The organism is Nonomuraea sp. NPDC050540 (genome assembly GCF_044457485.1).
In the GTDB taxonomy this organism is placed as follows: Bacteria; Actinomycetota; Actinomycetes; order Streptosporangiales; family Streptosporangiaceae; genus Nonomuraea.
The window spans coordinates 78,109-105,030 of the sequence record NZ_JBITHA010000025.1 but is presented as its reverse complement, the minus strand read 5'-3'; the positions used below and the strand labels follow the sequence as shown (position 1 = coordinate 105,030).

Genomic DNA, 26,922 nt, shown 5'->3' with positions numbered 1-26,922 from the left:
GCTCGGGCGGCCACGCTGGTGCAGCGGCTGGCCGACGAGCAGCCAGGCTGAGGTGCTGCCCAGGATCAGGACACCCGGCGTCGTTGTTCAGAATTGATTGATTGGCGTCGGCCCTCCGAAGCCTGTCAACCGTTTCCGCAGCATGCTCAGGGAAAATCGGCTTCGATCTCGGAGGGATGAGATTCATGACCCGAAAGCTGGTGAGCGCGCTGTTTCTGGTGGCGGCGATGCTCGTAGCTCTTCCGCAGGCAGGCTCGGCTTCGGCGCGGTCGACTGACCCTCATTGGGGCCCCGCCCTCTATCAAAACAAGCACAGCGGCAGATGCCTGGGCGTCCAAGGCCCGTCACAGAGCGACGGCGCCTTAATTCTGCAATGGGGCTGTAACACGTGGGACCCCAATTCCGACCACCGATGGTTCTTGGAGCCCGTACCCGGGTCACCCGGCTTCTTCATCATCTTCAACGGAAGAAGCGGGAAATGCCTGGCCGTTCCCGGCGGCACCCACGCGCCCAACACACAGCTCATTCAATGGCCCTGTGATGCGCGTATCCGCGACCATCGTTGGCGCTTCCAGCAGTACGCCGACGGGAGGTATCAGATCATCAACTACCACACCGGGCAGTGTGTAGCCGTCCGCGACGCGAAACTCGGCGATGGAGCAGAAGTGATCCAGTGGCCTTGCGGCGACCATCCTGACCATTTCTGGGCAGTGGTGCCTTGGAGTTGAGCGACACCGCAGGCACGGTCAGCAACAGGCAGCCGGGAGTGCGAGCGCCCGGGAAGCACAGCAGCTGCTCGGGCGTGCGCGGTACGACGACGAACTCGCCGTCGTCCTGGGCAATCAGGAGCTCGTGCCCACGATCCTCCAAGACCACGCCGGCGGGCGCGGGGGCCGGGGCGGGCTCGGTGGAGGCCTCGGCCGTTGCACAGGCGGTGAGGGTCAGGGCGATCGCCGCCGCGGCGGCGATCGCGAGGGGGGCCGTAGTGCGCGTCATGTGACTGCCTCTCTGGTGTTGGTGATCGGCGAGCGCCTGGTGGCGGTCGCCGGCGTGCATGGGGTTGCGGGGGCCGCGGAGCGTCGGGTCTTCAGGCGGCGGCGTTCTCGGGGGCCGAGGCCGCCGCGGATGCCGGACGGCTCGTCGTCGGCGAGTGCGTCTTGCAGGCACGGCTCCCGGACGGGACAGCGGCGGCAGATCCCCCGGGCCGTCACGGCGTGTTCGCCCTTGGCGGGGAACCACGCCTCGGGGTCGGCCTGGGCGCACAGGGCGGCGGCTTCCCAGTCGCGGGTCATGGCGGCATGTCCTGTCCGGTGATCCAGCGGCCGTCGTGCGGGAGATGACGGCCGGCGGCGACGAGGGTGTAGGCGGCCTCGTAGGTCTCGCCCAGCTGCGCGGGGACCGCGGCCAGCCGCGACAGAGCGGCATTCAAGCGCTTGCTTGTGTCGGCGAGAATCTCCGCGGCGGCCTCGCAGTCGGCCGCCTCCGCCGCGTTGTTGCTGCGGCCGGCCAGGGCGCGGGCGCACAGGACCTGCGTGGTCAGCGCCTGCAGGGCCGCCCGGTGCTCGTGCACGCCGGAGATCAGGTCGACGAGGTCATCGATAAGGTCGGTGTCGCTGCGGTAGGGCCCGTCGGCGCCGGCGGCGGGGGTGGCGCCGAGGGCGAGCGCGGCGCCGATGAGCGGGTGGTAGGCGGCGGGGTCGAGACCGGTGGTGCGGCAGCGGGCGCACATGGTCGCGGCTTCGATGGCGAGGTCACACGGCTCTGCGGGTGCCGAAAATTCGTCCACCAAGCCTGACCTAGAGCTATTCAATGTCAATCGCCCTCGTCTGAGCGAACGCTCAGCCTGGTTTGAGCGGATGCTCAGCTTCTATACTTGGACGTCACGTAGTGCAACTCATGCGTTAGGAGCGCGAATTACCCTGCGTAGAGGTATTCTTTGGACCAAAGTCTTCAAAGTGGTCTCGGGTTTGGACCGAGGAGACGCAAGATACGCTGGCGTCGGCCGTACAGAACCGAACGTCAAGGACGCTGATTCCTCGATGGTTGCTCGGGTGTACGCGGCACAGGCCGATACGCAGCGGCACGCCCCGGCATCCCGCTAATGACAATCACGTAAATGGTGGTACGAATCGCCACGACTCGACACCGGCAGACATCGATCAAGCAAACTCTTAATCCGTTGGTCGACGACCAGATCATGTATGCATCTCTTCTTGCCGCGCATAGTGCGCTTCGTCACTGTTGCGATGTGACAGCACCGGACAGGTCTGGCGCCAACCGTGATCACTCAGACTGGCAAGCTGGCGCGATCGGGGCACGCACACCGGAATGCCTCTGCTCATCAGCCAGCGTGGTGGATAGAGGCTGCTAGTCCAAGGCCGTAAGGGTGAGTGTGCTGAACCAGGTCGCTCATGTCGAGCCCCGCAGGGTGTTATCCCGGTTCCGGAACGACGTTTACGCCTGCTTGACGTCGCGGGCTGATGCGTTGTTCGAGCTGTCCGTCGACATCCGTCATCGGCACGGGAAGGGGGAGCGTCATGCTGTCGCCCGGTCGCCCTGTCCCTGGGTGGACGTTCCTGACCCACCACGCCCGGGTGCTGCTGGAGATCGCCCGCAACCCCGAAGCCCGCCGGCGCGAGATCGCCGCCGCCATCGGCATCACCGAACGCATCGTGCACGTGATCGTCCACGACCTGCACGAGGCCGGCTGCCTCACCCGCGAACGCGTCGGCCGGCACGATCGCTACACCCTCAACCCCGACCAGCACCTGCGCTACCCCACCGAAGCCGACCTGCCGGTGCGCCGCCTGATCGACATGTTCTCCGAACGCGACCTGCCCACCGGCCCGCCCCCGCCGTACCAGCCCTGAAAGCCCATACCGCCGTCCGCGAGGTCCTTCGGGCGGGCGGGGGCGCTGGCCCTCCTGCTCGCTGGCACGGTGAGCCGCGAGTTGGGGTGAGCGTGAGAAGTGCGTCCCATGGCCCATCGAACATCAACGATGATTGGGCCATCTACCAGGCGCCGGTGCCTTCGGCCAGGCGGGCGAGCTCGGCGCGGTGCGCCTCCAGAACGGCGGCGATGGCCTCGGGCGGGATCTCATCGCGCAGGTCGACGGCGGCGCCGCGGTAGCTCTCCCGTACGGCATCGCGCGCGCGGACGGTGTGCTCGTGAGCGGAGCGGGCCGGCAGTAGCGGATATCCCCGCCACCCCGCGGGACACTCGGGGCCATCAGCATGGACACGCGCAGGGACGTCCCGGGAGACAGCGGTCGCAGGGGAGCAGGCCATCGAGGGGGGGACACCGGCCAGAAGCCAGAGTCAGGGCAGCCGGTGGTTTCTGCCTGCCGGATCCGTGATGGGGATGTCAGACGGCCTGCGCGGCGAGGACACCTGCCGTCTGACACCGCCAAGCTGGGGCCTCTACCTGGGAGGGACTGGCGGCCAGGGGGAGTGCGGGCCGGCAGCCTTGGCGTCGATGGTGGGGTGACGGCAGACGGACCAGCCGTGTGACGGTCTCTGGTAGTGGTCGATCTGGCCAGACGTGGCACTTGCCCGCAGGGCTCGCGGAGTGACCTCGTGGTCAGGTCGGCATGGGTGGCGGCTTCTGGATGAGCGCGATGTTCATCCAGAAGCCGGCCGAGGCGAGCACCATCATCAGAGTGGCCATCGCCTTGTCTTCGTAGTGTTTGGCGACCTCGATGTACAGGTCGTCCGGTACCCGTTCCTCGCCACGCGCGCCGGGCCGGAAGACGGCGTCGGTCAGCGCCAGCGCGGCCCGCTCGGCATCGGTGAAGTACGGCGCGTCCCACCAGGTCGCCACGGCGGCGATCCTGGCCTCGGACTCGTCCGCCGTTCGCAGGTCGGCCGAGTGCCGCATCACCTGGTAGGTGCTGCCGACGATCTGGCCTGCGCGCAGATAGACCAAGCTGGTCGTGCTCGCCGGCACTGAGCCGTTGCCGGTGGCCTTGACCAGGATGCCGGCCAGCTCCTGGATCTCGGGCAGGTGTGTGTTGACGTCGGGGATCCGTGCTCCCACGGTGTCCTCCATGGTGCTGGGAGATGGTGTCACCCCTATGAGCCCTCGCGTGCCGGCGACGTGACAGGCGGCGGAGGAATCCCGGCGGCGTCGGCGAACCGGCGGACCCGCTCGGGGTCACGGAGCCCGTCGATGGCGACGATCCGGTCGCCCGCGACGGTGAACACCAGCGCGGCGAACGGCCGGCCGTCGACGGTGACCAACGCGCCGACCACACCGTTGACCAGCACAGGGTGCAGCCGCCCGCCGTTCGCGCCGCGGACTTGCCTGGCCACGGCCGGCGCGCCGCGGACGACACGCTGCCCGTCGGCCCCGAAGTCGGAGGTCCAGACCACATCGGGATCGAGGATCTGGACCAGGGCGTCGAAGTCACCGCCCCGTGAGGCGGCGTAGAAGGCGTCGACCACCTGCCGCCGCCGCACCAGATCCGGGTCGGGCGAGGGGACCTCGGCGCCGTTCACCCGGCGCCGAGCCCGGCTGGCCAGCTGCCGCGCGGCGGCCGGCGTGCGACCCACGATCGCGGCGATCTCGGCGAACGGCAGCTCGAACATGTCATGCAGCACGAACGCCAACCGCTCGGCCGGACTGAGCCGGTCGAGTACCACGAGCAAGGCCAGCCCCACCGAGTCGGCCATTAGCGCCTCCTGCTCGGGGTCAAGGTCGCCGTCCACGATCGCGACCGGCTCGGGCAGACGCGGCTCCTCCCGCCGCCGCCGGGAGCGCAACATGTGCAGGCATTCCCGAGCCACGACGGTGGTCAGCCAGCCGCCGAGGTTGTCGATCTGGTCCGCGTCGGACCGGCCGAGCCGAAGCCAGGCATCCTGGACGGCGTCATCGGCCTCGGCCATCGAACCCAGCATCCGGTAGGCCACCGCCCGCAGCCGGGGCCGGTGCTGCTCGAAACGCTCGGCCAGCCACTCGGTCTCCTCCATCGATCACATCATCCCCTCGTCAAGGCTCAAGGACATGAACCTGCGAAGGCGCCGAATGTGACAGGAGAGCGGCTGCGGCGCTTGGTCGCCCTGATCGAGCCGTGAGATCGATCACCTCGACAGGATCGTGAACGGGGTGGCGGTCAGTCGAACAGATCGCGGCGGTATGCCTCGCCGACCGCGCCGGCCCGGTCGCGTACCCCGAGCTTGTTGAAGATGTGCACCAGATGGGTCTTGATGCTGGCCTCGCTGATGAACAGCCTGCTTGCCGCCTCCCGGTTGGACGCGCCGTCCGCGACCAGTTTGAGCACCTCCAGTTCGCGCCTGCTCAGCGGACCTGGCACCGGCCTGCGAATCTGCTTCATCAGCCTGCTGACCAGGGACGGCGACAGTACCGACCTGCCTTCGGCCGCGGCGCGCACCGCGTCGAGCAGCTCCGCGGTCGGTGCGTCCTTGAGCAGGTAGCCGACCGCGCCCGCCTCCACGGCCGGCAGCACGTCGGCGTCGGAGTCGAACGTGGTGAGCACCAGGATCGGCAACCGCCGGTTGCCCTGGAGCAGTCGCCGGATGGCGGTGACGCCGTCCATTTTCGGCATGCGCAGATCCATCAGCACGACGTCCGGCCGCAACGTGGCGATCCGCGCGATGGCCTCTTCACCGTCGCCTGCTTCGCCGACGACGGTGAAGTCCGGCTTCTTGCTGAACGCCGCGCGCAGCCCCTCCCGCACGATGGGATGGTCGTCCACGATCAGCAGCCGGATCGGGCCGTCGGCGGTCATGGCCGGTCCTCCACGGCTGTTTGCGGGACGCTCACGCTGATCGCGGTGCCGTCTCCGGTCATGCTTTCCACCTCCAGGTCGCCACCCACAGCATGCAGCCGCCGGCGCATGGCCTCCAACCCGAAGCCCGGTTGCCGCACCGCGCCCGGATCGAAGCCGACGCCGTCGTCACGCACGTCAAGCAGCACCACCTCCCCCAAGTAGGACAGGGTGAGCCCCACCCGGGTCGCCCGCGCGTGCTTGGCCACGTTGGTGAGCGCCTCCTGCGCGGCCCGGAACAGGGTGATCTCGATGGCGGTCCGCAGCGGCACGGTGTCTCCGGTGACCTCCACCGTGATCGGCACCTCATGGGACTCCGACCAGCGCCGCGCCATGCTGGACACCGCCTCGGGCAAGTGGGAGCTCTCCAGCTGGCCGGGCCGCAGCGCCAGCACCGAGCGGCGGGCTTCGGTGAGGCTGCCGGCGGCCAGTGACTCGACTCGGTCGAGGTGGAAGCGCCACCGCTCGGGTTCTCCTGCGGACTGCCGCACCGCCCGTACGTGAGTGACGATGCCGGTCAGACCCTGGGCGAGGGTGTCGTGGATCTCGCCGGCCAGCCGCTGCCGCTCCTCCAGCTGGCCGGCCTCGTGAGCCTGCACCAGCAGCAGGTCCTGCAGACCGGCGTTCTCCGCGAGCGCGGATTCGAGCCGCCGGTTGGCCTCGGCCAGCGCGAGGTTGGCATGCTGCTTCCTGCCGTCCTCGACCGTGGCGATCCAGCCTGCCACCGCCACCGGTACGAAGATCCCGATCGGCAGGATGTAGACAAGGACGTTATCCGGTACGCCGACGGTGAGCAGGGTGGCGTACTGGCTGATCGCCGTCACCGACACGGCGACCAGAATCCAGTGCGCGGCGAACATCGCGAACGCGTAGAGGTAACCGATCCAGGAGAACGCGAAGAACGCCGGGCTCCTGATCACCAGAAGGGTGCCGATGGCAAGCAGCCCGGCGTAGAAGACCAGTACCAGCCTTGGGTACGCGGCACGGTTGGGCAGCAGCCACGCCGAAAGGGAGAGCCAGCCCAGTGCCAGCGCGACCAGGCCCAGCGTGCCCGCCGTCCGCCGGCCGTCGACCGGCCCGGCGAGCAGGCCGAACACCACGGACACGACCAGCCCGGCAGCGCCCAGCGCCGGGAACAGCCACCGATCCCGGAGGTCGGTGGCCGTGGCCCGGCTGACGAGCCGGACGAAGCGGTCTGGTCTCATCGGACTCCCTCGTCTACTCCCATCGGAACAGCTTGACTGCGATCATGCCGAACACCACGGTGATGACGAAGAGGGTGATCAAGTGGCTCGCCGCGGGAAATTCTCCGCTCCACGAGTCCCGCAGCCCCTGCATGGCCGCTCCGAGCGGGGTGTACTCGCTGATCCGGGCGATGCCGGGAGGCATGGATTCGGTCGGCATGGCCACTCCGCTGAGAAACAGGCTGGGGAAGAAGACGAACAGCCCGATGCCGGTGGCCGCGTTGCCGGTTCTCGCGATCGAGGCGACGAACAGCCCGAGCGCCAGCAGCGCCAGCACGCCGAGCACGAATGCCACCACGACTCCCGTGACGTTCTTCGGCATCGTCCAGCCGAACGTCAGGTTGCCCGCCAGCGTGACCAGCAGCAACGTCGCCAGCGCCATGCCACCGCTGACGATCAGCTGGGCGACCAGCACCATCGCCGGTTTCGTCGGTGTGGTGGCCAGCCGGCGCAGGATGCCCTTCTCCCGGTAGCCGGCCAGAGTGGACGGCATGATCAGGATGGACATGATGGCCAGGGTCAGCACCAGCACCATGGCGGGGAAGTAGTTGAGCAACGAACTCCGCATCGCCTCAGGGGTGCCCGCCGGGTTCAGGATGACGCCGAACACCACCACCAGCAACAGCGGCAGGCCCGGCACGAAGAACACCGATTCCGGTGCCCTGACGAAAAGCTTGAACTCGGTGAAGGTCAGTTTCCGCAGTGCGCGCATCCGTGCCACCTCTCTCAGACCTCGAACGTGCGGCCGGTCAGCGTGACGAAGGCGTCTTCCAGGGTGGCCTGCTCCACGCGCAGGTCAGCGGCAATGATCCGGTGACGGGCCAGCGTGGAGACGACGGCCTGCAGTACCTGGCCGTTGCCGGCCACGACCACGTGATCGCCCGCTGTGAGCACGTCCGTCACCTCGGGGAGATCGCTGAGCAGCCCGTCCGGCAGCGCCGCCGAGGGGCGGAACCGGACGCGCTGCTCAGCCCCCACCCTCGCCACCAGGCCGGCCGGGCTGTCCAGCGCGGCGATCCTGCCGTCGCAGAACACCGCGATCCGGTCGCAGAGCCGTTCGGCTTCCTCCATGAAATGGGTGACCAGGATGACGGTGACCCCACGCTCCCGTATCTCCTCGATCAGGTCCCACGCGCCTCGGCGCGCCTGCGGGTCGAGCCCGGTGGTGAGCTCGTCGAGCACCGCGATCTCCGGGTTGCCGATCAGCGCCAGCGCGATGAACAGCCGCTGTTTCTGACCCCCCGACAGCTTCCCGAACGGAGTGTTCCGCTTGTCGGTGAGCCCCCAGTCCCCGAGCAGTTTCGCCGGGTTCACCGGGTCGCGGTAGAAGGAGGCGTACAGATCCAGTGCCTCCCAGACTTTCAGCCGCTCGGGCAACTCGCTCTCCTGCAGTTGCACCCCCACGCAGCTGCGCAGCCGGTCGTCGTCACGCTGGGGGTCCAGTCCGAGCACACGGACCGTGCCGCCGTCCGGCCTGCGCAACCCCTCCACACATTCCACGGTCGTGGTCTTGCCCGCCCCGTTGGGGCCGAGAATGCCGAAGATCTCACCCTTCTCCACGGTGAACGACACATCCTCCACCGCGACCTTGCCGCGATACCGTTTGTGCAGGTTGCTTACCTCGATGACCGGCATCTGCCCGCCTCCTCCGCACCCGTTCCTTCCAGGACACCGACGAGAATGCCGGGGAAGGCGCCGGTACGGATCGCTCCGGCGGCCACTCGATAGGTTGAGCCGCGGCATCGACCTGACGGCCACACCATCAGCCGAACGATGGATGCGCCCCCAGCGGCCTGGAGCGGGCACGAGGATCATGCCACCTCTTCTCCTCGAACGCCTTCGGACCGATCGCATCAAGAAGCTGCCCGCGGAGGTGGTACCCGATGGCCTCTTCACGAGTCGGCCGGCGGCGACCGCGTCAGCGAAGGTGAGCAGGCCAGGGCCGGTGACCTCATATGTCTGGTGGGCGTGCCCCTCGCCGGTGAGCGCCGCGACCGCTACGTCGGCGTCCACGAACGGCTCGCGGATGTCACCGACGGGCAGGGTAGGTCTCAGACGCTCGCGAGGACGCTGTCCCGCTGGCTGGACGGCTTGCCGGCGCGGGAGCGGACGAGGCGGACGAGGCGGGAGAGGAGGACGGCGGCGCTGCTGAGCGCGCCCGCGGCGGCGAAGACGTAGAGCGCGAGCCACACGTAGGTGATCTGCTCCAGCGTTCCCGCCCTGTTCATGACGACGCCGAACAGGTCGGCCAGGCCGAAGAAGAACGCGATCGGCACCAGGTACGGCACCAGCCGCACGCCCACCCGCCAGACGGCCTTGCCTTCGCGGCGGTGGGCCCAGCGGCCGGACCGCAGGACGCCCATGACGCCGAGGCCGAGGACGAGCGCGCTCAGGCCGGCCAGCCAGTAGTCCGCGGACATGGTGAACGGCTCCTGAACGGAGTCGGCGCGGCCTTCGAGGATGTCGATCAGGCCGTCGCTGATCAGGAGTGCGTCGTCGCCGGAGACCATGCCGGTGTTGGTGACGACGGCGATGCCGTACTTGCTGTCGGGCAGCAGCGTTTGCGCGGCGTTGTGGGTGAGCAGCCAGCCGGTGTGGCGCAGCTCGGCTGCTCCGCCGAGGGTCTTGCCCGCGGTCCAGCCCATGGCGTAGGTGCTTTCGGCCACGCCGGAGGGGGTGTGGGTGGTCTTCAGGATCTCCTCCGTCAGGACACGGCCGCCGCCGTTCTGGGCGACCAGCCAGCGGCCCAGGTCGTCGGCGGTGCTGACGACCCCGGCGCCGCCGTTGATGAACCAGTTCGGCTGGGAACGCTCCAGGACCTGGCCGTAGGCGCGGATGTAGCCCGCGGCCTGGCCGGGGAGCTGCGAGGTGGTGTTGACGGTCGCGGTCGACTTCATGCCGAGCGGCCCGAACACCCGCCGCGCCATGTAGTCGGCGAACGGCACCCCGGCCACCACCTCGACCAGCCGCGCGGCGACGGCGAAGTTGGGATTGTGGTAGGCCATCTTGGCGCCCGGGTCGCCGGCGAGCGGGTAGCTCGACAGCATCCCGACGGCGTCCTTGAGCGTGGCCGGCGCGTCGAGCGCCAGCTCGGGGAAGCTGCGGTCGCTCATCCCCGAGGTCTGCTGGAGCAACTGACGCACGGTGATCTTCGTGGCGCGGGCGTCGGCCAGGGTGAACTCGGGGAGGTAGGACCGCACCGAGGCGTCCAGGTCGATCTTGCCCTCGTCGACCAGGCGCAGCACTCCCACGGCGGTCAACGACTTGGACAGCGAGGCCAGCGGCATCGGGGTGCTCTTGGTGATCGCCTCGCCCTTGGCGGTGTGGCCGTAACCCGCGACCCGCACGATCTGGTCGCCCTTGGTGACCGCCACCGCGGCGCCCGGCAGACCGGTTCGTTCCACGTAGTCGCGCACGTACGTGTCGATCGCGCCGGCGTTCAGGTCACCGGTCCGCACCGCTGCCGCCGAGGCCTGCCCCGCGGGCACTCCCACCGCCAGCAGCACACCAGCCACCGCGGCGATCTTCCGCATCATGTTCATGGACTTCCTTCCAAGATTTCCGTCTGCCAGGAGGAGACGGTAGGAGTTCACGCAGGTACGGCGTAGTGCGCGATCGTCGGGTGGCTACCCCGGCTTTCGTCAGGTCTGGTCTTCGTCCCCGCCCAGGGCCCGGTCGGCCATCACCGGCGGAACGCCGCTGATGGAGCCGTTCCAAAGCCGTCAGTCGTCGGGCAGGGCGCGCACGGCGCCCTTGTCGGCAGACAGGGCCAGAGCCGCGTACGCGCGCAAAGCCATCGAAACGTGCCGCTGAGGGCGGCGTGGCCGGTAACCCGAGCCCTCCCCGTCGACGCGGCGGGCAGCGAGCCCCGGCTTGGAGACCTGAAGGTGGAGAGTACGGGCCGGGATGTCGACGGTGATCAGATCGCCGTCGGCGACCAGGGCAAGCGGTCCTCCGGCGGCGGCCTCGGGTGAGACGTGGCCGACGGACAAGCCGGAACTGGCGCCCGAGAAGCGGCCGTCGGTGACGATGGCCACGGAGTGGGCGAGCCCCCGGCCCGCGAGGTAGGCCGTCGGATACAGCATCTCCTGCATACCCGGACCGCCGCGCGGACCCTCGTAGCGGATGACCAGCACGCTGCCCGGGCCCACCCGACCGGACAGGATCGCGTCCACCGCCTCCTCCTGGGAGTCGGCGACCACGGCTTCGCCGGTGAACACGGTCATGTCGTCGGGGACGCCGGCGGACTTGACCACCGCCCCGTCCGGCGCCAGATTGCCCCGCAGCACGGCCAGCCCGCCGTCGGCCGAGTAGGCGTGGGCGATGTCGCGGATGCAGCCCGAGGCCGCGTCCAGGTCCAGCGACTCCCAGCGGGCCGACTGAGAGAAGCCGGACGCGGAGCGGACACCCCCCGGAGCGGCGAGGAAGAGGCCGGACGCCTCCGGGGAGGGCACGGGGGCGCGCACGTCCCAGCTGGACAACCATTCGGCGAGTGAGCCGGCGTGGACGGCCCAGACGTCCTCGCGCAGCAGCCCGGCGCGGTGCAGCTCACCCAGCAGGGCGGGGACGCCGCCGGCTCGATGGACGTCCTCCATCAGGTACGCGCTGCTCGGGGCCACCTTGCACAGGCACGGCACCTCGCGCGAACGCGCCTCGATGTCGGACAGGCCGTAGTCCAGCTCGGCTTCGTTGGCGGCGGCGAGCAGATGCAGCACGGTGTTGGTGGATCCGCCCATGGCCAGGTCCAGGGCCATCGCGTTGTCGAACGCCGCCCGGGAGGCGATCGCCCGGGGCAGCACGGTGGCGTCGTCCTTGCCGTAGTACCGCTCGGTCAGCTCCACGACCGTCCGCCCGGCCTGCTCGTACAGGGCTCTGCGGGCGGTGTGGGTGGCCAGGGTGGTGCCGTTGCCCGGCAGGGCCAGCCCAAGAGCCTCCAGAAGGCAGTTCATGGAGTTGGCCGTGAACATTCCGGCGCACGAGCCGCAGGTCGGGCAGGCCGCCTCCTCGATGGCCGCCATGTCGGCATCGGAGACGGCGGGGTTGACCGCCTCGGACATGGTGGTGACCAGGGTCAGGCCGGTACGGACCGTGCCGTCGGACAGCACCGCCCGGCCGCCCTCCATCGGGCCGCCCGAGACGAACACCGTGGGGATGTTCAGCCGCAGCGCGGCCAGCAGCATCCCCGGGGTGATCTTGTCGCAGTTGGAGACGCACACCAGCGCGTCGGCGCAGTGCGCCTGGACCATGTATTCGATGGAGTCGGCGATCAGCTCTCTGGAGGGCAGCGAGTACAGCATCCCCGCGTGGCCCATGGCGATGCCGTCGTCGATCGCGATGGTGTTGAACTCCCGCGCGATCCCGCCCGCCGCGCCGATGGCCTCACCGATGATGCGGCCTACGGGCTGCAGATGGGTATGACCGGGGACGAACTCGGTGAAGCTGTTGGCTACCGCGATCACCGGCTTGACGCCGATGTCCCCGCCGGGCACGCCGGAGGCGCGCATCAGGGCGCGTGCCCCGGCCATGTTCCGGCCATGGGTGACGGTGCGGGATCTCAACTGTGGCATGCCCAGATCCTGGCGGCGTGCCGGCGTACAGCGAAGACGCCCCGAGTGCTAGTAGTCCTGCTACCAGTACCTATCCTTCGTCCATGGGAACGGCGGCGGAGCGGCGCAAGGAGCTGGGCGACTTCCTGCGTGCCAGGCGCGCCCGGCTCGACCCGACAGCGGTCGGCCTGCCCCCGGCCGGTCCCCGCCGGCGTGGCGGCCTGCGCCGCGAGGAGGTCTCGACCCTCTCCCAGGTCAGCGCCACCTGGTACACGTGGCTGGAGCAGGGCCGCGACATCCAGCCCTCCCGGCAGGTCCTGGACGCCCTCGCCCGCACGCTGCTCCTGACCTTCGCCGAGCATGCCTATGTGCTGTCCCTGGCCGGATATGCCCCACTCACCGAGCCCGCAGAACCGGCGGCCCGCACCGCTCCCGGCCACGTGCAGCGACTGCTCGACGCGCTCGCCGGATTTCCCGCGTACGCCATCGCGCCCGACTGGACGATCGCCGGCTGGAACGCCGCCTACCTTGACCTGTATCCGAACGTGGCCACCGTCGCTCCGGAGGAACGCAACCTGTTGTGGCTGGTGTTCACCGATCCCTACGTCCGTGATCTGCTGCCGGACTGGGAGGTGACAAGCCGTCGTTTCGTCGCCGAATTCCGGGCCGAGGCCGGGCCCCGGCTCGGCGACCTCGCCGGCTCCCCGGCCATCCAGCGCCTGCTGGCGACAAGCGCGGCCTTCCGTACGGCCTGGCAGGACCACCACATCGAGGGCTTCGCCTCCCGGATGCGCGTCTTCGACCATCCGATCACGGGTGTGCGGCACTTCGAGCACCACCGCCTGGCCCCTGCCGACCACCCCGACCTGCACGTGGTCATCTACACCCCAGGATGTTGACGCGACGGCGCGGCCTCGCCTTGCGATCCTCCGTGCCCGGCGCGTGGTTGCGAACCGGGCGGCGTAAGCAGGCGTGGTCCATGCCCGGGTGCCGGGGCCGCAGGAGCCGGGGAAGCGCGGGCCGCTGCCCCGTGCCGCGGGCGGCTACGCGGTGGCCGTTCGGGGTGACCTCGCTCGCAGCGAGTAGAGGATCGGCAGGTAGGTGTCGCCGAAGGGGAACCGGGAGGTGCCGTCGGGTCCTTGGGGCAGGATGCGACGTCCGGGGAATTCGGCCTCGGTGTGCTCGACGAGCCGGTCGACGATCAGTCCCGCTCCGGCAGCCGCTGTGACGATCTCGCCCACCGAGTGCGGGTACTGGACCACCTCCTGTGCGGTCATCGGCAGGTCTGGGTCCGCGTACGTGTCCGCTACGACCTCACGCTGGGGCTCTCCTCCGCCGTAGGGCCAGTCGGCCACGAGCGGTTCGTAGGTGGCCAAGGTCTGGAAGGCGGGATGTAGGTCGACCAGCACCAGCCTTCCCCCTGGCCGCAGCGCCATCGCCGCACCACGCATCCACGCGTTAAGGTCCCCGATCCAGCACAGCACCCCGTAGGTGGCGATCACAAGGTCGAACCTGCCCGCCAGGCCGGACGGCAGGTTCTGCGTGTCGGCCTCGACGAAATCGGCGGTGAGCCCGGCGAGCTCAGCCAGCTCGCGTGCCCGGACGATAGCCGTCGACGAGAAATCGACACCGGTGACCCTGGCACCCAGACGGGCCCAGTTGAGTGTGTCCATGCCAAAGTGGCACTGCAGATGCAGCACATCCTGGCCGCTCACATCACCGGCCAGCTCCAGCTCGATCCCGTAGAGCGTCTGCCGGCCCGCCAGGAACGAATCGACGTCGTAGAGCAGGTCGTTGGGGGTCGTGCCGTGTGCCTGGGCACGGGCATCCCAGAGGGCACGATTCGCGGCGAGCCCGTCAGCGGGAAGGATTCCGTTCATGTCCGTAGTGTGGCAGGCCGATTGGAGCGAGCGCCGACACCTGGTGGGTGTTGAGAGCGGCTTGCGTGCGGGACGCCACCCGTCCCTTCCCCAGAGGTCAGGCAGCGACCGGCAAGTGCCGGAAACCGCGGATCGACGCCGACGACCGCAGGCACGCATCGCCCGTGCGCCGGAGCCCGGGTAGCCGGCCGGCTACCAGTTCGGCATCGCGCCCATCCTGGCGATGGCCATGGCCTCGATCACCACGGAGTACCGCTACAACACCATCAAGGCGACCTTTCTCGCCGTGCCGAGGCGCGGCTCGGTTCTCGTCGCCAAGGCCGCCGTGGCCGCTCTCGTCTGCGGCGGGATCGGCCTTGTCTCCGCGTTCGGGTCGCTCACGGTCGCGACCCTGATGGCGCCGGAAGCCGACCTCGCCCTGGACACCGCGGCCGACTGGCGGAACGTGGCGGGCCTGGCCGCCTACTACGCGATCGCCGCCGTCATCGCGGTCGCCGCGGGCGCCTTGGTCAGGCACACTGCGGCAGCTCTGACACTGCTGCTGGGCTACTCCCTGTTCGTCGAGTCGCTGGTCCCCGCGATCCCGGGCGTCGGTGTGGAGGTTCACCGGTGGTTGCCGTTCAACGTCGGGAAACAGTTCCTCATCGGAGCCCCGGATCCCGGCGCGGCGCCGCCCGGCCCGCCCGCACCGCCTCCCTCGACCTCACTGCTCAGCCCATGGTGGGCCCTCGCCTACTACGCGGCCGTCGCGCTCGCCCTCCTCGGGGTCGCGATCGTGACGGCCCGGAGGCGCGACGCCTGACCAGCGGGTCTCTCCTTCACGTCCCCACTCGATCTCCCGGCGCAGGGCGTCGATTCGGAGTCGTACGGCTACCGAATGGTACTCACCTTGATGAGTGATCGGGACAGCGTTGGACGGTCTGCTGCGACGGCGATCGTTTCGGCTGGAAGGTGATGTCGCTGCGTCCGGGGGCTTGCGGTGGGAGGAGCAGGTCAAGAGGCGGCGCCCGCGGGCGAAGCCGAGGACGAACGCACCCTCGCCAAGGCCCTCACGGAGATCGTCATCAGGCTTGATCTCAGCGAAGAGGCCTCGATGCGGTTGCCGACGCCGGTGATCGCCTTCTGCAGGACCGGCAAGCCCTCGCCGCGCTGATCAACGAGTACGCGCAGGAGGGAACCGATCCTGAGCGGCACCTGACGGCCCGGAAGGCGCCCGAAACCCTGGGACTCCTGGTCTGAGGGCACTACTCCACATGGGCTCTCACGTCACTTTCGCCAGAACAGGTGATGCGTCACGCCGCTCGGACTGGGCACGACCTCCAGGTGAAACCGGTCGAGCAGCTCATCGGGTGACTCCCAGAGCCGTATTCCGGACCCGAGCTTCACCGGCGAGACCGCCACATGCATGGTGTCGACGAGGTCGGCGTCGAGGAACTGCCGAATGGTGGTAACCCCGCCCCCGAGCCGGACGTCCTTGCCCTGCGCCGCCTCCCGCGCCTGCTCCAGGACCGTGGCCGGGTCACCGTCGACAAAGTGGAACGTGGTGTCCGACAGCGTGAACGACGGACGCCCGTGGTGGGTCATCACGAACACCGGGGTGCGGAACGGAGGCTCGTCGCCCCACCAGCCCCGCCACTCATGGTCCTTCCAGGGTCCGCGCTGGGGGCCGAACTTGTTGCGGCCCATGATCTCGGCTCCGATGTCGCGTGCGTAGTCCCGCGTGAAGTAGTCGTCGAGGCCCCGGCTCCCTCCGGGGTCGGTGCGCATAGGCCAGCTCGCCGTGGCGCCGGCCCAGGCGAACAGTCGTTCGGCATTGGCCTGGCCGAACGGGTTCTCGAGGCTCTGATCCTCATCGGCGCCGGCGCCGATCCCCTCACTTGAGACGTTGAAGTTCTGGACTCTCAGTAGCTGAGCCACGTGTTCCTCCTGTGTTGCCGATACGGGTGGTGAGACTCGCCGGGCCGGGAAACTCATCGCTACGTCCGTGACCGGCCGAGCATCCGGGTGCTGCCGCTACTTCTCACCGACATTCCTGTCCAGGACAAATGTTGCTCACCAGTAAAATCAGGGATTGGAGCTGCACCAGGTCACCGTCTACGTCGGGGCGATCGCAGCCGGTGAGATGGTCAGTGTCTGAAGCTGGAGGCGAGCCGGGCGATCGCCGATTGGCGCGGCGCCAGCCAGTCGGCGATGTCGGTGACCACGGCCGCGTCCACGTGCTGGGGCTTGCCGTAGTCCGCGGGCGTGGACGGGCCTGAGCCGGGGAAGAACAGGTGGTCGTCGGCGTCGTAGACGCGGATGGTGACGTCCGCCCGGTGGGCGAGTCCTGCCCGCCAGCCCGCGAGGTCGTCTGCGACGGTCACTTGATAGTCGCGTCCGCCCTGCAGGATGAGCATCGGCTTGTCCAGCGCGGTCGCGGTCGCGACCGGGTCATAATCGCGCAGATCAAGCCAGTACGTCCCGGAGTAGCCGAACGGCAGCTCCGCCGCGGGTGTCTCGGCGGACAGCCGAGGGCTGTCGACAAGTGCGGCCTGCCGCGTGATCGCCTCGACTGCGGCCCGCGCACCGGGATCGAGCGAGGCGAGGTGGCGGACGACACGGACGGCGGCCCGATGCATGGGCTGGGTGTCAGCGGCCAAGAGCACCAGCCCGGCCACCGACGGCTCGGCGGCGGCGACCCTCGGGGCCACCTTGCCGCCCATGCTGTGCCCCGCGACGTACACACGTGCGGCATCGACGGCCGGATGGCGCTGGAGCATGTGGATGGCCGCGACGGCGTGCGGGACGTACTCCTCACTCATCGTGAACGCCGGGTCGGCCGCCACCTCGGCGGCGTGGGCGTGAGTCACCTTGTCGAAGCGCAGCACCGCCACACCGCGGCCGGCCAGCCCCCAGGCCAGATCTTTGAGGGGCTTGTTGGGGCCGCTGGTGGCGTCGCGGTCGAACGGCCCGCCGCCGCTGAGCAGCACCACCGCGGGCCACGGCCCGTCTCCGCGCGGCACACTCAACGTGCCGGGTACGGCCAGCGGACCGGAACCCACGGTGACCTCGTGCTCGTCGAACCTCCTACGGCGGGCGTACGCGGGCGGCGTCCACGGCTCGGTGAGCGCAGGCGCCAGTTGCAGGCCTTGCAGCAGTCCGGTCTCGTCGACCGACATGACCACCGTCAGCCCGCCACGTTCGCAGGTCACCGCGACGCTCACCTTGACCAGCTCGGCCTTCCCCGACGCGATCACCCAGCTCTCCGGGGCCGGCTCGCTGATCGGCGTCGCGACCGCGGAGATCGCCCCCATCGTGGAGAGCTGGCTCTCCCAGGCGGCTTGCAGCGTCTCAGCGGAGACCACCGCCCGCAACGGCGGGGCGAACAACTCCTCAATATCCGCAAAGTGCCCACCCTGTGCCATCTCAACGACCGCCGCGGCGATCGTCACCGGATCCGTTCCCCTGGTCATTCCAACACCGTCCCTTCTACTGTTTTGCGAACGGTAGCACAACATGAGATCGTTGCATGTGGACACTTTGGAGCTTCTGGCGCATCCGGTACGGCTGCGCATCGTGCATGCGATGCGCGGAGAGCGGGAACTCACCACCGGACAGCTGTGCGCTCGCATACCCGACACCTCGAAAGCCATGGTCTATCGGCACGTCGACCTGCTCGCGGCCAGCGGGATCCTGGAGGTGGCGGGTGAGAGACGGGTGCGGGGCGCGGTGGAACGTCGCTACCGGCTCCGCCACGACCGGGCCGCCCTCTACGCCGACGCATTCGCGGCCATGACGCCCGACGACCACCGGCGCGCCTTCGCCACCGCGATGGCCGTCCTGGTCGCCGAATTCAACGCCTACCTCGACCACGAGAATGTCGACCCGGTGGCGGACCTCGTCGGCTACCGGCAGCATGCCGTCTGGCTCACCCGTGGCGAACTGGAAGAGACGATCAGCCAGTTCCGTCGCGTGATCCTGCCCCTGTTGACCAACCAGCCAACGCCGGATCGCACACAGCACCTGCTCAGCCCGATCCTCTTCCCGATCGAACAGCCACCCACCGGCTCCGAATCGGGCCTGGATGACTCAGGTACGTGACAGCGGTCTGCTACCGCGTACCCGGGCGGCGTACAGGGTGCCCAGCAGGCGATGCCGAGTGAGCCGCCGATGGGGCGTAGCAGCGTGAGGGTGCCGCTGGCCCCCTATGTCGCGCGGGCGTGCCCACCACCCTGGACTCGACGGTGAGCCAGGGCGGTGGGGTCCGGACGGGCGTGGTGCGATGTTCAGCCCGCGACCGGGAGCTTGCTGTTCGACGGCATCGGCGGCGCGGCCTCCTGGAGCGGTGCGGCCTCCTGCAGCGGTCCGCGGTCGTCGACGGCGACCGGCACCTGTTCCGTCTGGTCGGATGGCACCTGTGCCGTCCGGCCCGCGCCGGCGCAGGTGGCGGAGGCCAGGTCGATCGACTCGTACGTGCCGTCACCCATCGGCACGGCGATCGCGACGCCGGTCACGGTCATCCCGCCGTCGGCGTTGCGCTGCTGCTTGTTCAGCGTGACGCTCGCGGTGCCGACCCCCTTCATCTCCACCGGGATGGTCGTGTTCGGCGCGGGCGCCGACTCGATCGGCTTGCCGTCGACGACGGCGCTCGCCATCCTCGCGGTTCCCGACCCGCCCACACAGCGCACCTGTACGGCGTCGGCCGTCAGCTTGGAGGCCAGCGCGTCCACGCCGACAGCCCGGGAGCCGGCCCGGTCGCCCTGCGCGTCCACCTCCAGCGCCTTGGCGTTGACCAGCTTGTTCGCCGGGTGCTCCGTCACGCTCTTGCGCGCCGGACGGGCTCCGTCGGCCTGTACGGCCGGCATCGGCGCGATCCCCAGCGCATCCGCGGCCGCCAGCCCGAAGGCGCTGGATCCGCTGGGATCCGTCGTGGCCTGCGACGCCGGCGCCAGAACCGCCAGCGCCAGTGCCGCGGTCGAAATGACGAATGCAGACTTCCTACGCATCAATTCCCCCTGAGTGGATGAGGACGAGGGTGCCGAGCGGCACTCTCGCCAGTGCTCGAAGTGCCTCGTCCGGCACCCGGACGCATCCGTGGCTGACCGCTTGGCCGTAGACGGAAGGGTCGGGCCAGCCGTGCAGCGCCACCGTGCCCGGGCCGCCGCCGTAACTGTCCAAGGTGTCCGAATGGGCTCCGGTCGGCAGCACGAGCGAGCCGTTCTCCCGCAACGACCCGAGCAGGAACGTCCGTCCCACAGGTGTCGGCGTCCCCGCCGCGCCGACGGCGACCCGCCAGCTCCCGATCGGGTGCCCGTACCGGAGCAGCGTGAGCCGACGCTCCCGGACGTCGACTCCCACCAGGTAGGTGGTGCGGGCCATCCGCACATGCCCGCCGGTGGCGATCCACCCCGTCGACCTGTTGGGCCGGGCCGGCAGCAGCACCCGCGCCCACCCCGGAACCCGTTCCACCACCGGCACCCACGTCGGGTTGCCGAGTTGGCGGGCGGGCAGCCTCGCGACCGGGCGACCGGCGGGCCGGTCGCGGACGGTGGCGGACACGATCGGATGCAGCAGCGTGCCGTCGCTGACGGCGAAGGGCGCGGGGTCGGCGGGCAAGGCCGCGTTGGTGGCATGGGTGGTCACGAACGGCAGGCGCGCGGCCCCGGCACGGGAGGCTTCCGCGGACAAGAGCAGCACCGACGCCAGGACCATCCCGGCATGTCGAACCCATGGACGAGGCACCCGCTGGACGCTAGCGACCACGATCCGCTACCTCTGCTGAGATGGCGGATTGCAGTCCCGAGATTTACCGACAGGGGCTGGCTCGGACTACCGCGCACCGGGCCCGGCTCCTCCAGCACGTCACCGGGAACCGGCTATGGACGGCAAGGTTGCCGGCCTGTCACGGCGCCAAAGGCTGGTAAAGACCTGAGATCTCCGTAGTGATCAGAGACCTCAGGTGTCGACAACGTCCATGGCTAGCTCAGTTCCGGACCAATGTGACCAGGTTGCCGTCAGGGTCGTGCAGGTGGCGGAAGGCCACGAGGCTGTGGACGGATTCGATCGGGCTGGGAGTGAACCCGTTCTCGATCAGGCTCGCGCGCTCACGTTCCACGTCCTCGACCACGAGCCGGAGACCCCAGCCTGTCCCGGCCGGTGTCGAGGGCCTCCTTTTCGGGGCCGAGATGCGGCGGAGGTTGGCCGGCGTAGCGCGGCTCTGCGGGCAGGCCGAACAGGTCTACGTCGCGGAGTCCGCCCGTCCTGTTGGTGAACGCCGCTTCTCCAGCTCCCACTGGTCGAGGAGTTTGGGGAACTCGCGGCCCATGAACGCGTACATGTCGCGCATCAGCTCCAGCCTGTCCCTGCCCCGGGGGTTGTCACCGACAACGGCCAACCCCCGTTCGGCGAGCTGGGCGAACGTCGTGAACTCGGCCATCTTGGCCCGGAACGCGCGTCCGAAGACGTCGTCGGCCAGCCGGTAGTGATCGCGGCGGCCCCTGGGCGGGCGGAACCGTTCGACGAGGCCGCCGCGTTCGAGCTGTCCTAGGGCGACGCTCATGCTGCTCTTGGCCACACCCAGGCTCTCGCACAACCCCGGGGCGTCGGCCGACTCGCCGGGGTTGACCAGCAGGGAGCCGATGACGCGGCCGGCCGTCCTGCTGAGTCCCAGCCGCTCGAAGTACAGTCCCGTACTCTCCACGAACTCCTCGACGTCTGCCACAGCAACAGTCTATATTGTTCGGATCGTTCCGAACGAATAGGATTTTGTTATGCCCCCTCCTCCTGGCACTGACGTGAACTTCCAAGAGAACCGCCACCAGGCGGACGCCCTGCTCCATCCCATCGACTCGGGGCGCAGCACACGCCATCGCCGCGATGCCCAAGCGGCCGGGCCTCAGCACCGGATGGGGTGAGCGGCGTGCTGCAGGAGTTCCTCGACTGGGCCTATGCACGGCACACCAACACCCTGAGCTGGTACATCCGCCCGCTGTTCATCCTCCCTCTGGCCTACTTCGCCTGGCGGCGAAGCTGGAAGGGCATCGCCCTGACGATCATGGCGCTACTGTCCAGCATGTTCTGGTTCCCCCCGCCGGAACGGATCGACCCTCAGGTGCGGGCGTTCCTGGACATGGAGAAGGAGCTCATCCTCAGCATCGGCGACCTGTCCCCGCTATACCTGCTCAGTGTCCTGGCCGTCGTCGGCAGCCTGACCGCCCTGTGTCTAGCGTTCTGGCGCCGCTCCTTGGGCTGGGGCCTGGTCATCATCAACCTCATGGCCCTTCTCAAGGTCGTCTGGAGCGTCAGCGAAGGAGGCGACAGCGGCTGGGCGGTCGTGCTCCCGGCCGCAGTGGGACTCGTCCTGTGCGACCTGGCCATCATCTGGATCGCCCGGCGCCTCCACCTGCCCATTTCGCTGCGCCGCCCCGAGCCGCCACAGGGCCCGGCTCATAGCGGAGACGTCCGCACCGGTTCTTCATGGCGGTGACCAGGTGCCTGGCGTTGACGGTCACCGAGAAGGCGTACCGTGTGGCGGCGGCGCTGTGGGTGGAGCGGGCCACTGCGAGCCGCTGCGTCGGAGCTTGATAGCGGCAGCAACCGTCTCGCGAGGTGTCGGGATTGGGTGATTTCCCAACACTCCGCCGAAACGACTCCCCACGGCCCGGAAAATCAGACTTCGCTGCACAAAAAACTGCTCCGGAGGGGTGCTTTCGGGCCCGAATTGACGACAGGATTTCCCGGCAGGTCGAAGGGGGCTCCCGTCCCCATCCGAGGAGCCGCCGGTGCGGATCGTCTACTCCCGCTCCTCCACCGCCACCCAGTCCCTGCTGCGGCAGCGGCACCTCCTCACCGAGACCGGACTGCTGGTCCGGACCGAAGGCGTCGCCGCAGGGTTTCGCCCGGCCGAGGGGGTACTGCTGTTTGAGGATCCGGCGACCACGTCGAAGATCCCGGCGCTGGAGCGGCCCGCGTTCGCGAAGGTCGCCGCCGCGCACCCGGAGACGTCCTGACGGTCTCGGAGCTGTTCCGGCTGTGCCGCGACCTGATCGACATCCACGCCGTGCGTGACTGGTGCCAGGCCCGCGGCGTCGCCCTGCGCGTCCTGTCCGGACCGCTGTCGAACTTCCATTCCCTCGCGGCCAGGTCCGCCTCGTCCTGTGGCCGGTCGAGCAGCCCGGCGACGCGCTGGTGGATCGCCCACTGATGCTCGCGCACCCCCGACCCTCCAACTCATCATGGGTAGGACCCGGCACAAGAACCCCCGCACCGCCCAGAGGCCATCGCCAAAGTCACCGAACACCTCGCCCGCGCCGCCGTACACACTGAAGGCGCAGCTCAGCCCTGAAAGGGCGGCGGGTGACAGCCGCGTTAACGGCACCCCGAGTTGCTCCAGGAGGTGATGGTCGACGAGCCGGACCAGGCCGGGGTCGTTCTCATCTGTGTGCGGGTGGCCGCTGGAGGTAGTCTCGCTCGGCGCCGGGCGGTGCCAGGGCGGCGGCGCGGCGGTAGGCGGAGGCTGCCTCGCTGTGGCGGTCCAGGCGCCGGAGCAGGTGGGCCCGGGCGACGTGGAACGGGTAGTACTGGCTCAGTTCGGCTTCCAGCGGGTCGATGAGGGCCAGGGCGGTGGCCGGGCCGTGAGCCTCGCTGACCGCGATGGCGCGGTTGAGCGCGACCACCGGGGTGGAGGCCAAGGCGTACAGGTGGTCGTAGAGGGTGATGATCTGCCGCCAGTCGGTGGCAGCGGCGGTGGGCGCGTCGGCGTGGACCGCGTGGATGGCGGCCTGCAGTTGGTACGGGCCGGGCCGGTCGCGGGCCAGGCAGCGGCGCACGATCGCGTGCCCTTCCTCGATCAAGTCGCGGTCCCAGCGGTTGCGGTCCTGCTCGCTCAGCAGGACCAGGCTGCCGTCCGGCCGGGTGCGTGCGGCCCGGCGGGATTCGATCAGCAGCAGCAGGGCCAGCAGCCCGGTCACCTCGCTCTCGTCGGGCATGAGCGCGGTCAGGAGGCGGGCCAGCCGGATCGCCTCGCCGCACAAGTCACGCTCCTGCGGTTCTGCCTGGCTGGTGGTGTAGATGAGGTAGACGACGGCCAGCACCGGTGGCAGGCGGTCGGGCAGTTCGTGGCCGGCGGGGACCCGGTACGGGATGCGCGCGGCCTTGATCTTGCGTTTGGCGCGGACCAGGCGTTGGGCCATGGCCGTTTCGGTCATCAGGAAGCAGCGGGCCACCTGTTCGGTGGACAGGCCGCCGAGCAGCCGCAGGGTGAGCGCGACCTGTGTCTCGGCCGCCAGGGCGGGGTGGCAGCAGGTGAAAATCAGCCTGAGCCGGTCGTCGGGCACGGCCCCTCCTGCCTCGGCCGGCCCGCCACCGTCATCCCCATCGCCGTCATCGCCGCCGGCCAGGAGCGCCGCCTCGTCCAGCAGGCGCCGCTCGCGCGTGCGGCGGCGCAGGCGGTCGATCGCGCGGTGGCGGGCGGTCGTGGTGATCCACCCGCCCGGGTTGGGTGGCAGTCCCTCGGCCGGCCACCTGTTCAAGGCAAGGGCGTACGCCTCCTGCACCGCGTCCTCGGCGACGTCGATGTCGCCGAACCAGCCGATCAGCGCGGCCAGCGACCGGCCGTACTCCTGGCGGAAGATCTGGCCGATGGCCTCCTGACCGACGAGCCGCACCGCTCAGTCTCCGGACGTGGCGGCGAACGGGCGTACCTCGATCGGCGTGTCGATGGCCTCCGTGACCTGCGCGGCCAGGGCCAGCACGGCGTCCAGATCGTCGGCCCGGACGATGTAGAAGCCGCCGAGATGCTCCTTGGACTCGCCGAAGGGGCCGTCGGTGGTCACGATCTGCCCGCGGACGGTACGAATGACGGTGGCGGTGTCGGCCTCATGCAGCCGGCCGGAGAACACCCACATCCCGGACGCCTTCATCTCCTGCTCGATGGCGTTGAGCCGGTCATGGGACCCACGCATGTCATCCTCGGCCGTCGGCTCCCGGGTCTGGCCCTCGACGCTGTGGACGGACAGCAGGTAGTGCGGCACGGCGGTGCTCCTTTCGCAGGGACGGATCCTTCCCGCCCGGTCACCTGACTACGAACGGACCCCGCCCAGATCGACACCTGCGCTCAAACTCATTCTCCTGCCCGGCTGCCCGGCGGGCGGGCGTTGGTGCGGGCCTCGGCGAGGAGATTTCGCCACGCCTGCTCATCGGGGTCGGGCAGGGAGCCCCACTCGCCGAACACCTCGCCCGCCGGGGCGAAGGCCGGCCGATGCCGTCCGCGACGAGCTGAGCCTGCGTCAACTCTGTTCCGCTTCGCCGCCCCGAGGCGATCAGCTCCGCCGACCATGCAGCGGGCAGCAGTTCCTCGGCCAGCCACCGGGTGAGCGTCGGCAGGTCGGGTCAGATGGCCTCGCTGGGCGAGCATGACGAACTCGGCCGGCGACATGTCCGTGGCCTCGAGGTAGTCGTGCACGAGGTTGAGCAGAGCGTAGGGCGCGCTCGCGTCCGCGTTCTCCTGCTCGACCAGGGCTTCTCGAGGAGTTCGTCGTCGGGCCGTTGCCCGATCTCCCGTCCGAGCCGGCCAGCCCCGGCCAGCGAGCCGTAGAACCACGAGCCGCAACCGTGATCTAGCTCATCGCTACATTGGGGCTGGGGACGCCTTCGGGAGCAGGACGCCAGTAAGGAGCTATGTGCACCAGATCAGGCGACGTTGGTGTCTCGCTCGATGTTCTTGAGGCGGTTCTTGAGTCGGTAGCCGGGCCCGTTGATGGAGATCACGTCGCAGGCGTGGAGGAGCCGGTCGAGGATGGCGGTGGCCAGGACCCTCGTCGGCGAAGACTTGGCCCCATTCGCCGAGGCTCTTGTTCGAGGTCAAGATGATCGAGCCTTTCTCGTAGCGCTTGGAGATCACCTGGAAAGACCAGGTTGGCCTCGCCGCGTTCGAGGATCTCGTAGCCCACCTCGTCGATCACCAGGACGCTTGGCCGCAGGTAGGTGCCGAGTTCGCGGTTCAGGCTCCCGGCGGCCTCGGCGGCTTTGAGGTTGGAGACCATGTCATCAAGGCTGGTGAAGTAGACCGAGAAGCCGGCCCGGCAGGCCGACGGCAATGTGGGTCTTGCCGACTCCAGGCGGCCCGAGCAGCGCCGCGTTGGCCTTGGCCTCGACAAAGGCGAGGGTGGCCAGGTCCTTGACCTTGCGGGGATCCAGGTCGGGCTGGAAGGAGAGGTCGTAGTCGTTCAGTTATCCGGGGTTGAAAGATCGTCGAGGGGCGCTTTGGCAGGTGGGGGCGTTGCTGACATGTCGGCGTGGTCGATCTGATCATGTTTGGCCTGGGTGGCTGGTGGTCTCAGGAATGGGTCTTGGTTCGGCGAATCGGGTGTCGCTTATGGCCTGGGTGGCAGGTCCAAGACGCGGGTGATGGCAGTGACGATCGAGGTGGAGTGGTCTGGCAGCTGCCGCTCGGCCCAGGTGGAGACCAGGTTCCGGAAGCGGGTCAGGTCGTTTTCGGCGTGGTTGAGTTGATGACGTAGTTCCGCGGCGGGTGCCTCGATGATCGGGCTGCCATTCTGCTCGGCGTCGACGGTCATGCGGATGAGGTCGCCGGTGCGTTCAACCAGCGGGGATGGATCGTGGCCGAAGGAGACGACTGCGCCGTCGACGGCCAGGAACCAGTCGCGCCATTCCTCCAGGCCGCTGCAGCATCCGGGGAGCAGCACGACGCCGCTGGTGGTGTCCGTCACGCGCAGGCCGCCGGAGGCGAAAGGGTCGTCCATGGTGAGCAGCCCGTGCAAGAACGCCTCGATCGAGGAGGCGGGGCGAGGAGGATCGCTGTCTATTGGATCGACGTTGTTGCACTCGGCGATCCGCATCACGGCAGTTCCGACCTCGGCCGGGCTTAGCTTGCCGTTGAGTGGGAGGTAGCCATAGGACTCGACCTCGGCGACGGGCCAGAGCGCAAAGCCGTCGTAGGAGTAGACCTCCAGGACGGGCTGCATGACGATCACCTGTGTAGTCTGCCGCGGACTCAAAGGATCATTCCGATTGACGCCGCTGCTCGGGCGTTCACCTGGCTGACGGCGAGACGTGCGTGGCAATCCTTCGCAGAGGTCGCCGACCGCGTGCTCGGGTCGCCGTTTTGTCAGGGCGCGGCTTGTTCGTGGAGTTGTCGTCTGAGCCGGAGTATTTCACCGTGGGCGGCAGCGAGTCGCTGTTCGAGGTCGTTGATGCGTTCTCGGTTAGTACTCCAGTGACATTTCGGGATCATGGTTCGGATCTGCGCTGGTAATGACTGTGCCGGGCCGTGGCCTGGTGGCGTCGGCGCCAGTGGGACCAGCGCAGAACGTCCGTGATGGAGCGCTTGCGGGATAGCACGAGGGCGGCCAGGGAGCCGCCGCCAGTGCGGCGGATCAGATCCCGCGCGGACGCCTGGACCACCTGCCGCTCTCGTGATCTTCTTGAATACGCGGCCAACGACACCGAAGCTGCAGCCCCCGAACGC

Annotated in this window: 31 protein-coding genes and 2 pseudogenes; 10 read left to right on the top strand and 23 right to left on the bottom strand. The window is 69.0% G+C overall.

Annotated features, from left to right (window positions below):
* The first annotated feature begins 185 nt into the window (after positions 1 to 185).
* Positions 186 to 728, top strand: coding sequence for an RICIN domain-containing protein (locus ACIBI5_RS49325; RefSeq protein ID WP_397257978.1), 543 nt, complete (start codon positions 186 to 188; stop codon positions 726 to 728).
* Between the two features lie 264 nt (positions 729 to 992).
* Here ACIBI5_RS49325 and ACIBI5_RS49320 read toward each other — a convergent pair whose 3' ends face one another.
* Both ACIBI5_RS49320 and ACIBI5_RS49315 read right to left on the bottom strand, forming a co-directional pair.
* On the bottom strand, positions 993 to 1,292 hold the full coding sequence (locus ACIBI5_RS49320) for a WhiB family transcriptional regulator (protein ID WP_397257976.1): 300 nt from the start codon (positions 1,290 to 1,292) through the stop codon (positions 993 to 995).
* On the bottom strand, positions 1,289 to 1,786 hold the full coding sequence (locus ACIBI5_RS49315; RefSeq protein WP_397257975.1) for a hypothetical protein: 498 nt from the start codon (positions 1,784 to 1,786) through the stop codon (positions 1,289 to 1,291). The genes ACIBI5_RS49320 and ACIBI5_RS49315 overlap by 4 nt, the downstream gene beginning before the upstream one ends.
* Positions 1,787 to 2,537: 751 nt before the next feature.
* Here ACIBI5_RS49315 and ACIBI5_RS49310 point away from each other — a divergent pair.
* A complete protein-coding gene (locus tag ACIBI5_RS49310; RefSeq protein WP_397257973.1) occupies positions 2,538 to 2,870 on the top strand; it encodes a MarR family transcriptional regulator in 333 nt (110 codons plus the stop codon).
* A 142-nt stretch (positions 2,871 to 3,012) separates the two neighbouring features.
* Here the strand turns inward: ACIBI5_RS49310 and ACIBI5_RS49305 are convergent, their stop codons facing one another.
* The 9 genes from ACIBI5_RS49305 to ilvD form a co-directional block, all read right to left on the bottom strand.
* Positions 3,013 to 3,288 (bottom strand): hypothetical protein, encoded by a 276-nt coding sequence (locus tag ACIBI5_RS49305; RefSeq protein WP_397257971.1) that lies wholly within the window; start codon positions 3,286 to 3,288, stop codon positions 3,013 to 3,015.
* A gap of 292 nt (positions 3,289 to 3,580) precedes the next feature.
* Positions 3,581 to 4,036: a carboxymuconolactone decarboxylase family protein gene (locus tag ACIBI5_RS49300; protein ID WP_397257969.1), complete on the bottom strand. Its 456-nt coding sequence runs from the start codon at positions 4,034 to 4,036 to the stop codon at positions 3,581 to 3,583.
* Between the two features lie 35 nt (positions 4,037 to 4,071).
* Entirely contained in the window at positions 4,072 to 4,968 is an 897-nt protein-coding gene (locus tag ACIBI5_RS49295) for a sigma-70 family RNA polymerase sigma factor (RefSeq protein WP_397257967.1), read from the bottom strand.
* A gap of 143 nt (positions 4,969 to 5,111) precedes the next feature.
* Positions 5,112 to 5,747 carry a response regulator gene (locus ACIBI5_RS49290; protein WP_397257965.1) on the bottom strand — a complete coding sequence of 212 codons (636 nt, stop codon included), beginning with the start codon at positions 5,745 to 5,747 and terminating at the stop codon, positions 5,112 to 5,114.
* Complete coding sequence (locus tag ACIBI5_RS49285; RefSeq protein ID WP_397257963.1) at positions 5,744 to 6,991, bottom strand: sensor histidine kinase; 1,248 nt, start codon at positions 6,989 to 6,991, stop codon at positions 5,744 to 5,746. Before ACIBI5_RS49285 ends, ACIBI5_RS49290 begins: the two co-directional genes overlap by 4 nt.
* A 13-nt stretch (positions 6,992 to 7,004) precedes the next feature.
* Positions 7,005 to 7,742: an ABC transporter permease gene (locus ACIBI5_RS49280; protein ID WP_397257960.1), complete on the bottom strand. Its 738-nt coding sequence runs from the start codon at positions 7,740 to 7,742 to the stop codon at positions 7,005 to 7,007.
* A 14-nt stretch (positions 7,743 to 7,756) separates the two neighbouring features.
* Positions 7,757 to 8,665, bottom strand: coding sequence for an ABC transporter ATP-binding protein (locus tag ACIBI5_RS49275; protein WP_397257958.1), 909 nt, complete (start codon positions 8,663 to 8,665; stop codon positions 7,757 to 7,759).
* Between the two features lie 416 nt (positions 8,666 to 9,081).
* A complete protein-coding gene (locus ACIBI5_RS49270) occupies positions 9,082 to 10,572 on the bottom strand; it encodes a serine hydrolase domain-containing protein (RefSeq protein ID WP_397257956.1) in 1,491 nt (496 codons plus the stop codon).
* A gap of 180 nt (positions 10,573 to 10,752) precedes the next feature.
* On the bottom strand, positions 10,753 to 12,597 hold the full coding sequence (gene ilvD, locus ACIBI5_RS49265) for a dihydroxy-acid dehydratase (RefSeq protein WP_397257954.1): 1,845 nt from the start codon (positions 12,595 to 12,597) through the stop codon (positions 10,753 to 10,755).
* 83 nt (positions 12,598 to 12,680) lie between these two features.
* Between ilvD and ACIBI5_RS49260 the strand changes: the two genes are divergently transcribed.
* Entirely contained in the window at positions 12,681 to 13,475 is a 795-nt protein-coding gene (locus ACIBI5_RS49260; protein WP_397257952.1) for a helix-turn-helix transcriptional regulator, read from the top strand.
* Positions 13,476 to 13,619: 144 nt separating this feature from the next.
* Here the strand turns inward: ACIBI5_RS49260 and ACIBI5_RS49255 are convergent, their stop codons facing one another.
* Positions 13,620 to 14,456, bottom strand: coding sequence for a class I SAM-dependent methyltransferase (locus ACIBI5_RS49255; protein ID WP_397257950.1), 837 nt, complete (start codon positions 14,454 to 14,456; stop codon positions 13,620 to 13,622).
* A 229-nt stretch (positions 14,457 to 14,685) separates the two neighbouring features.
* Here ACIBI5_RS49255 and ACIBI5_RS49250 point away from each other — a divergent pair, with 229 nt between their 5' ends.
* Positions 14,686 to 15,258 carry a hypothetical protein gene (locus tag ACIBI5_RS49250; RefSeq protein ID WP_397257948.1) on the top strand — a complete coding sequence of 191 codons (573 nt, stop codon included), beginning with the start codon at positions 14,686 to 14,688 and terminating at the stop codon, positions 15,256 to 15,258.
* A gap of 177 nt (positions 15,259 to 15,435) precedes the next feature.
* Positions 15,436 to 15,609, top strand: a complete 174-nt coding sequence (locus ACIBI5_RS49245) for a hypothetical protein (RefSeq protein ID WP_397257946.1) — start codon at positions 15,436 to 15,438, stop codon at positions 15,607 to 15,609.
* Between the two features lie 113 nt (positions 15,610 to 15,722).
* Here the strand turns inward: ACIBI5_RS49245 and ACIBI5_RS49240 are convergent, their stop codons facing one another.
* Positions 15,723 to 16,373, bottom strand: a complete 651-nt coding sequence (locus ACIBI5_RS49240; RefSeq protein ID WP_397257944.1) for a dihydrofolate reductase family protein — start codon at positions 16,371 to 16,373, stop codon at positions 15,723 to 15,725.
* Positions 16,374 to 16,582: 209 nt separating this feature from the next.
* The gene (locus ACIBI5_RS49235; protein ID WP_397257942.1) at positions 16,583 to 17,908 is read right to left on the bottom strand and encodes a serine aminopeptidase domain-containing protein; all 1,326 of its coding nucleotides are present in this window, start codon (positions 17,906 to 17,908) and stop codon (positions 16,583 to 16,585) included.
* Between the two features lie 58 nt (positions 17,909 to 17,966).
* Between ACIBI5_RS49235 and ACIBI5_RS49230 the strand changes: the two genes are divergently transcribed.
* Positions 17,967 to 18,536, top strand: coding sequence for a helix-turn-helix domain-containing protein (locus tag ACIBI5_RS49230; protein WP_397258006.1), 570 nt, complete (start codon positions 17,967 to 17,969; stop codon positions 18,534 to 18,536).
* Positions 18,537 to 18,721: 185 nt separating this feature from the next.
* On the opposite strand, the gene ACIBI5_RS49225 is transcribed toward ACIBI5_RS49230, so the two are convergent.
* The 4 genes from ACIBI5_RS49225 to ACIBI5_RS49210 all read right to left on the bottom strand — a co-directional run bounded on the left by ACIBI5_RS49225 (position 18,722) and on the right by ACIBI5_RS49210 (position 21,156).
* A complete protein-coding gene (locus ACIBI5_RS49225; RefSeq protein ID WP_397257940.1) occupies positions 18,722 to 19,441 on the bottom strand; it encodes a choice-of-anchor P family protein in 720 nt (239 codons plus the stop codon).
* Positions 19,434 to 20,147 (bottom strand): L,D-transpeptidase, encoded by a 714-nt coding sequence (locus ACIBI5_RS49220; protein ID WP_397257938.1) that lies wholly within the window; start codon positions 20,145 to 20,147, stop codon positions 19,434 to 19,436. The genes ACIBI5_RS49225 and ACIBI5_RS49220 overlap by 8 nt, the downstream gene beginning before the upstream one ends.
* Before the next feature lie 271 nt (positions 20,148 to 20,418).
* Positions 20,419 to 20,550, bottom strand: a complete 132-nt coding sequence (locus ACIBI5_RS49215; RefSeq protein ID WP_397257936.1) for a hypothetical protein — start codon at positions 20,548 to 20,550, stop codon at positions 20,419 to 20,421.
* Between the two features lie 123 nt (positions 20,551 to 20,673).
* Complete coding sequence (locus ACIBI5_RS49210) at positions 20,674 to 21,156, bottom strand: GbsR/MarR family transcriptional regulator (RefSeq protein WP_397257934.1); 483 nt, start codon at positions 21,154 to 21,156, stop codon at positions 20,674 to 20,676.
* Between the two features lie 198 nt (positions 21,157 to 21,354).
* Between ACIBI5_RS49210 and ACIBI5_RS49205 the strand changes: the two genes are divergently transcribed.
* The 4 genes and pseudogenes from ACIBI5_RS49205 (at position 21,355) to ACIBI5_RS49190 (ending at position 22,638) form a co-directional block, all read left to right on the top strand.
* Complete coding sequence (locus tag ACIBI5_RS49205; RefSeq protein ID WP_397257932.1) at positions 21,355 to 21,921, top strand: hypothetical protein; 567 nt, start codon at positions 21,355 to 21,357, stop codon at positions 21,919 to 21,921.
* A 295-nt stretch (positions 21,922 to 22,216) separates the two neighbouring features.
* On the top strand, positions 22,217 to 22,444 hold the full coding sequence (locus ACIBI5_RS49200) for a hypothetical protein (RefSeq protein ID WP_397257930.1): 228 nt from the start codon (positions 22,217 to 22,219) through the stop codon (positions 22,442 to 22,444).
* A pseudogene (locus ACIBI5_RS49195) lies at positions 22,441 to 22,485 on the top strand (hypothetical protein); the annotation flags it as partial. The gene ACIBI5_RS49200 and the pseudogene ACIBI5_RS49195, both read left to right, overlap by 4 nt.
* 9 nt (positions 22,486 to 22,494) lie before the next feature.
* A complete protein-coding gene (locus tag ACIBI5_RS49190; RefSeq protein WP_397257928.1) occupies positions 22,495 to 22,638 on the top strand; it encodes a hypothetical protein in 144 nt (47 codons plus the stop codon).
* Between the two features lie 229 nt (positions 22,639 to 22,867).
* Here ACIBI5_RS49190 and ACIBI5_RS49185 read toward each other — a convergent pair whose 3' ends face one another.
* The 5 genes and pseudogenes from ACIBI5_RS49185 to ACIBI5_RS49165 form a co-directional block, all read right to left on the bottom strand.
* Positions 22,868 to 24,100, bottom strand: a complete 1,233-nt coding sequence (locus ACIBI5_RS49185; protein ID WP_397257926.1) for an RNA polymerase sigma factor — start codon at positions 24,098 to 24,100, stop codon at positions 22,868 to 22,870.
* Between the two features lie 3 nt (positions 24,101 to 24,103).
* Positions 24,104 to 24,466, bottom strand: a complete 363-nt coding sequence (locus ACIBI5_RS49180) for a YciI family protein (protein WP_397257924.1) — start codon at positions 24,464 to 24,466, stop codon at positions 24,104 to 24,106.
* Positions 24,467 to 25,124: 658 nt separating this feature from the next.
* Positions 25,125 to 25,232 carry an ATP-binding protein gene (locus ACIBI5_RS49175; RefSeq protein WP_397258004.1) on the bottom strand — a complete coding sequence of 36 codons (108 nt, stop codon included), beginning with the start codon at positions 25,230 to 25,232 and terminating at the stop codon, positions 25,125 to 25,127.
* Between the two features lie 176 nt (positions 25,233 to 25,408).
* A pseudogene (locus ACIBI5_RS49170) lies at positions 25,409 to 25,607 on the bottom strand (ATP-binding protein); the annotation flags it as partial.
* 200 nt (positions 25,608 to 25,807) lie between these two features.
* Positions 25,808 to 26,419 (bottom strand): hypothetical protein, encoded by a 612-nt coding sequence (locus tag ACIBI5_RS49165; RefSeq protein ID WP_397258002.1) that lies wholly within the window; start codon positions 26,417 to 26,419, stop codon positions 25,808 to 25,810.
* Positions 26,420 to 26,922 lie beyond the last annotated feature (503 nt).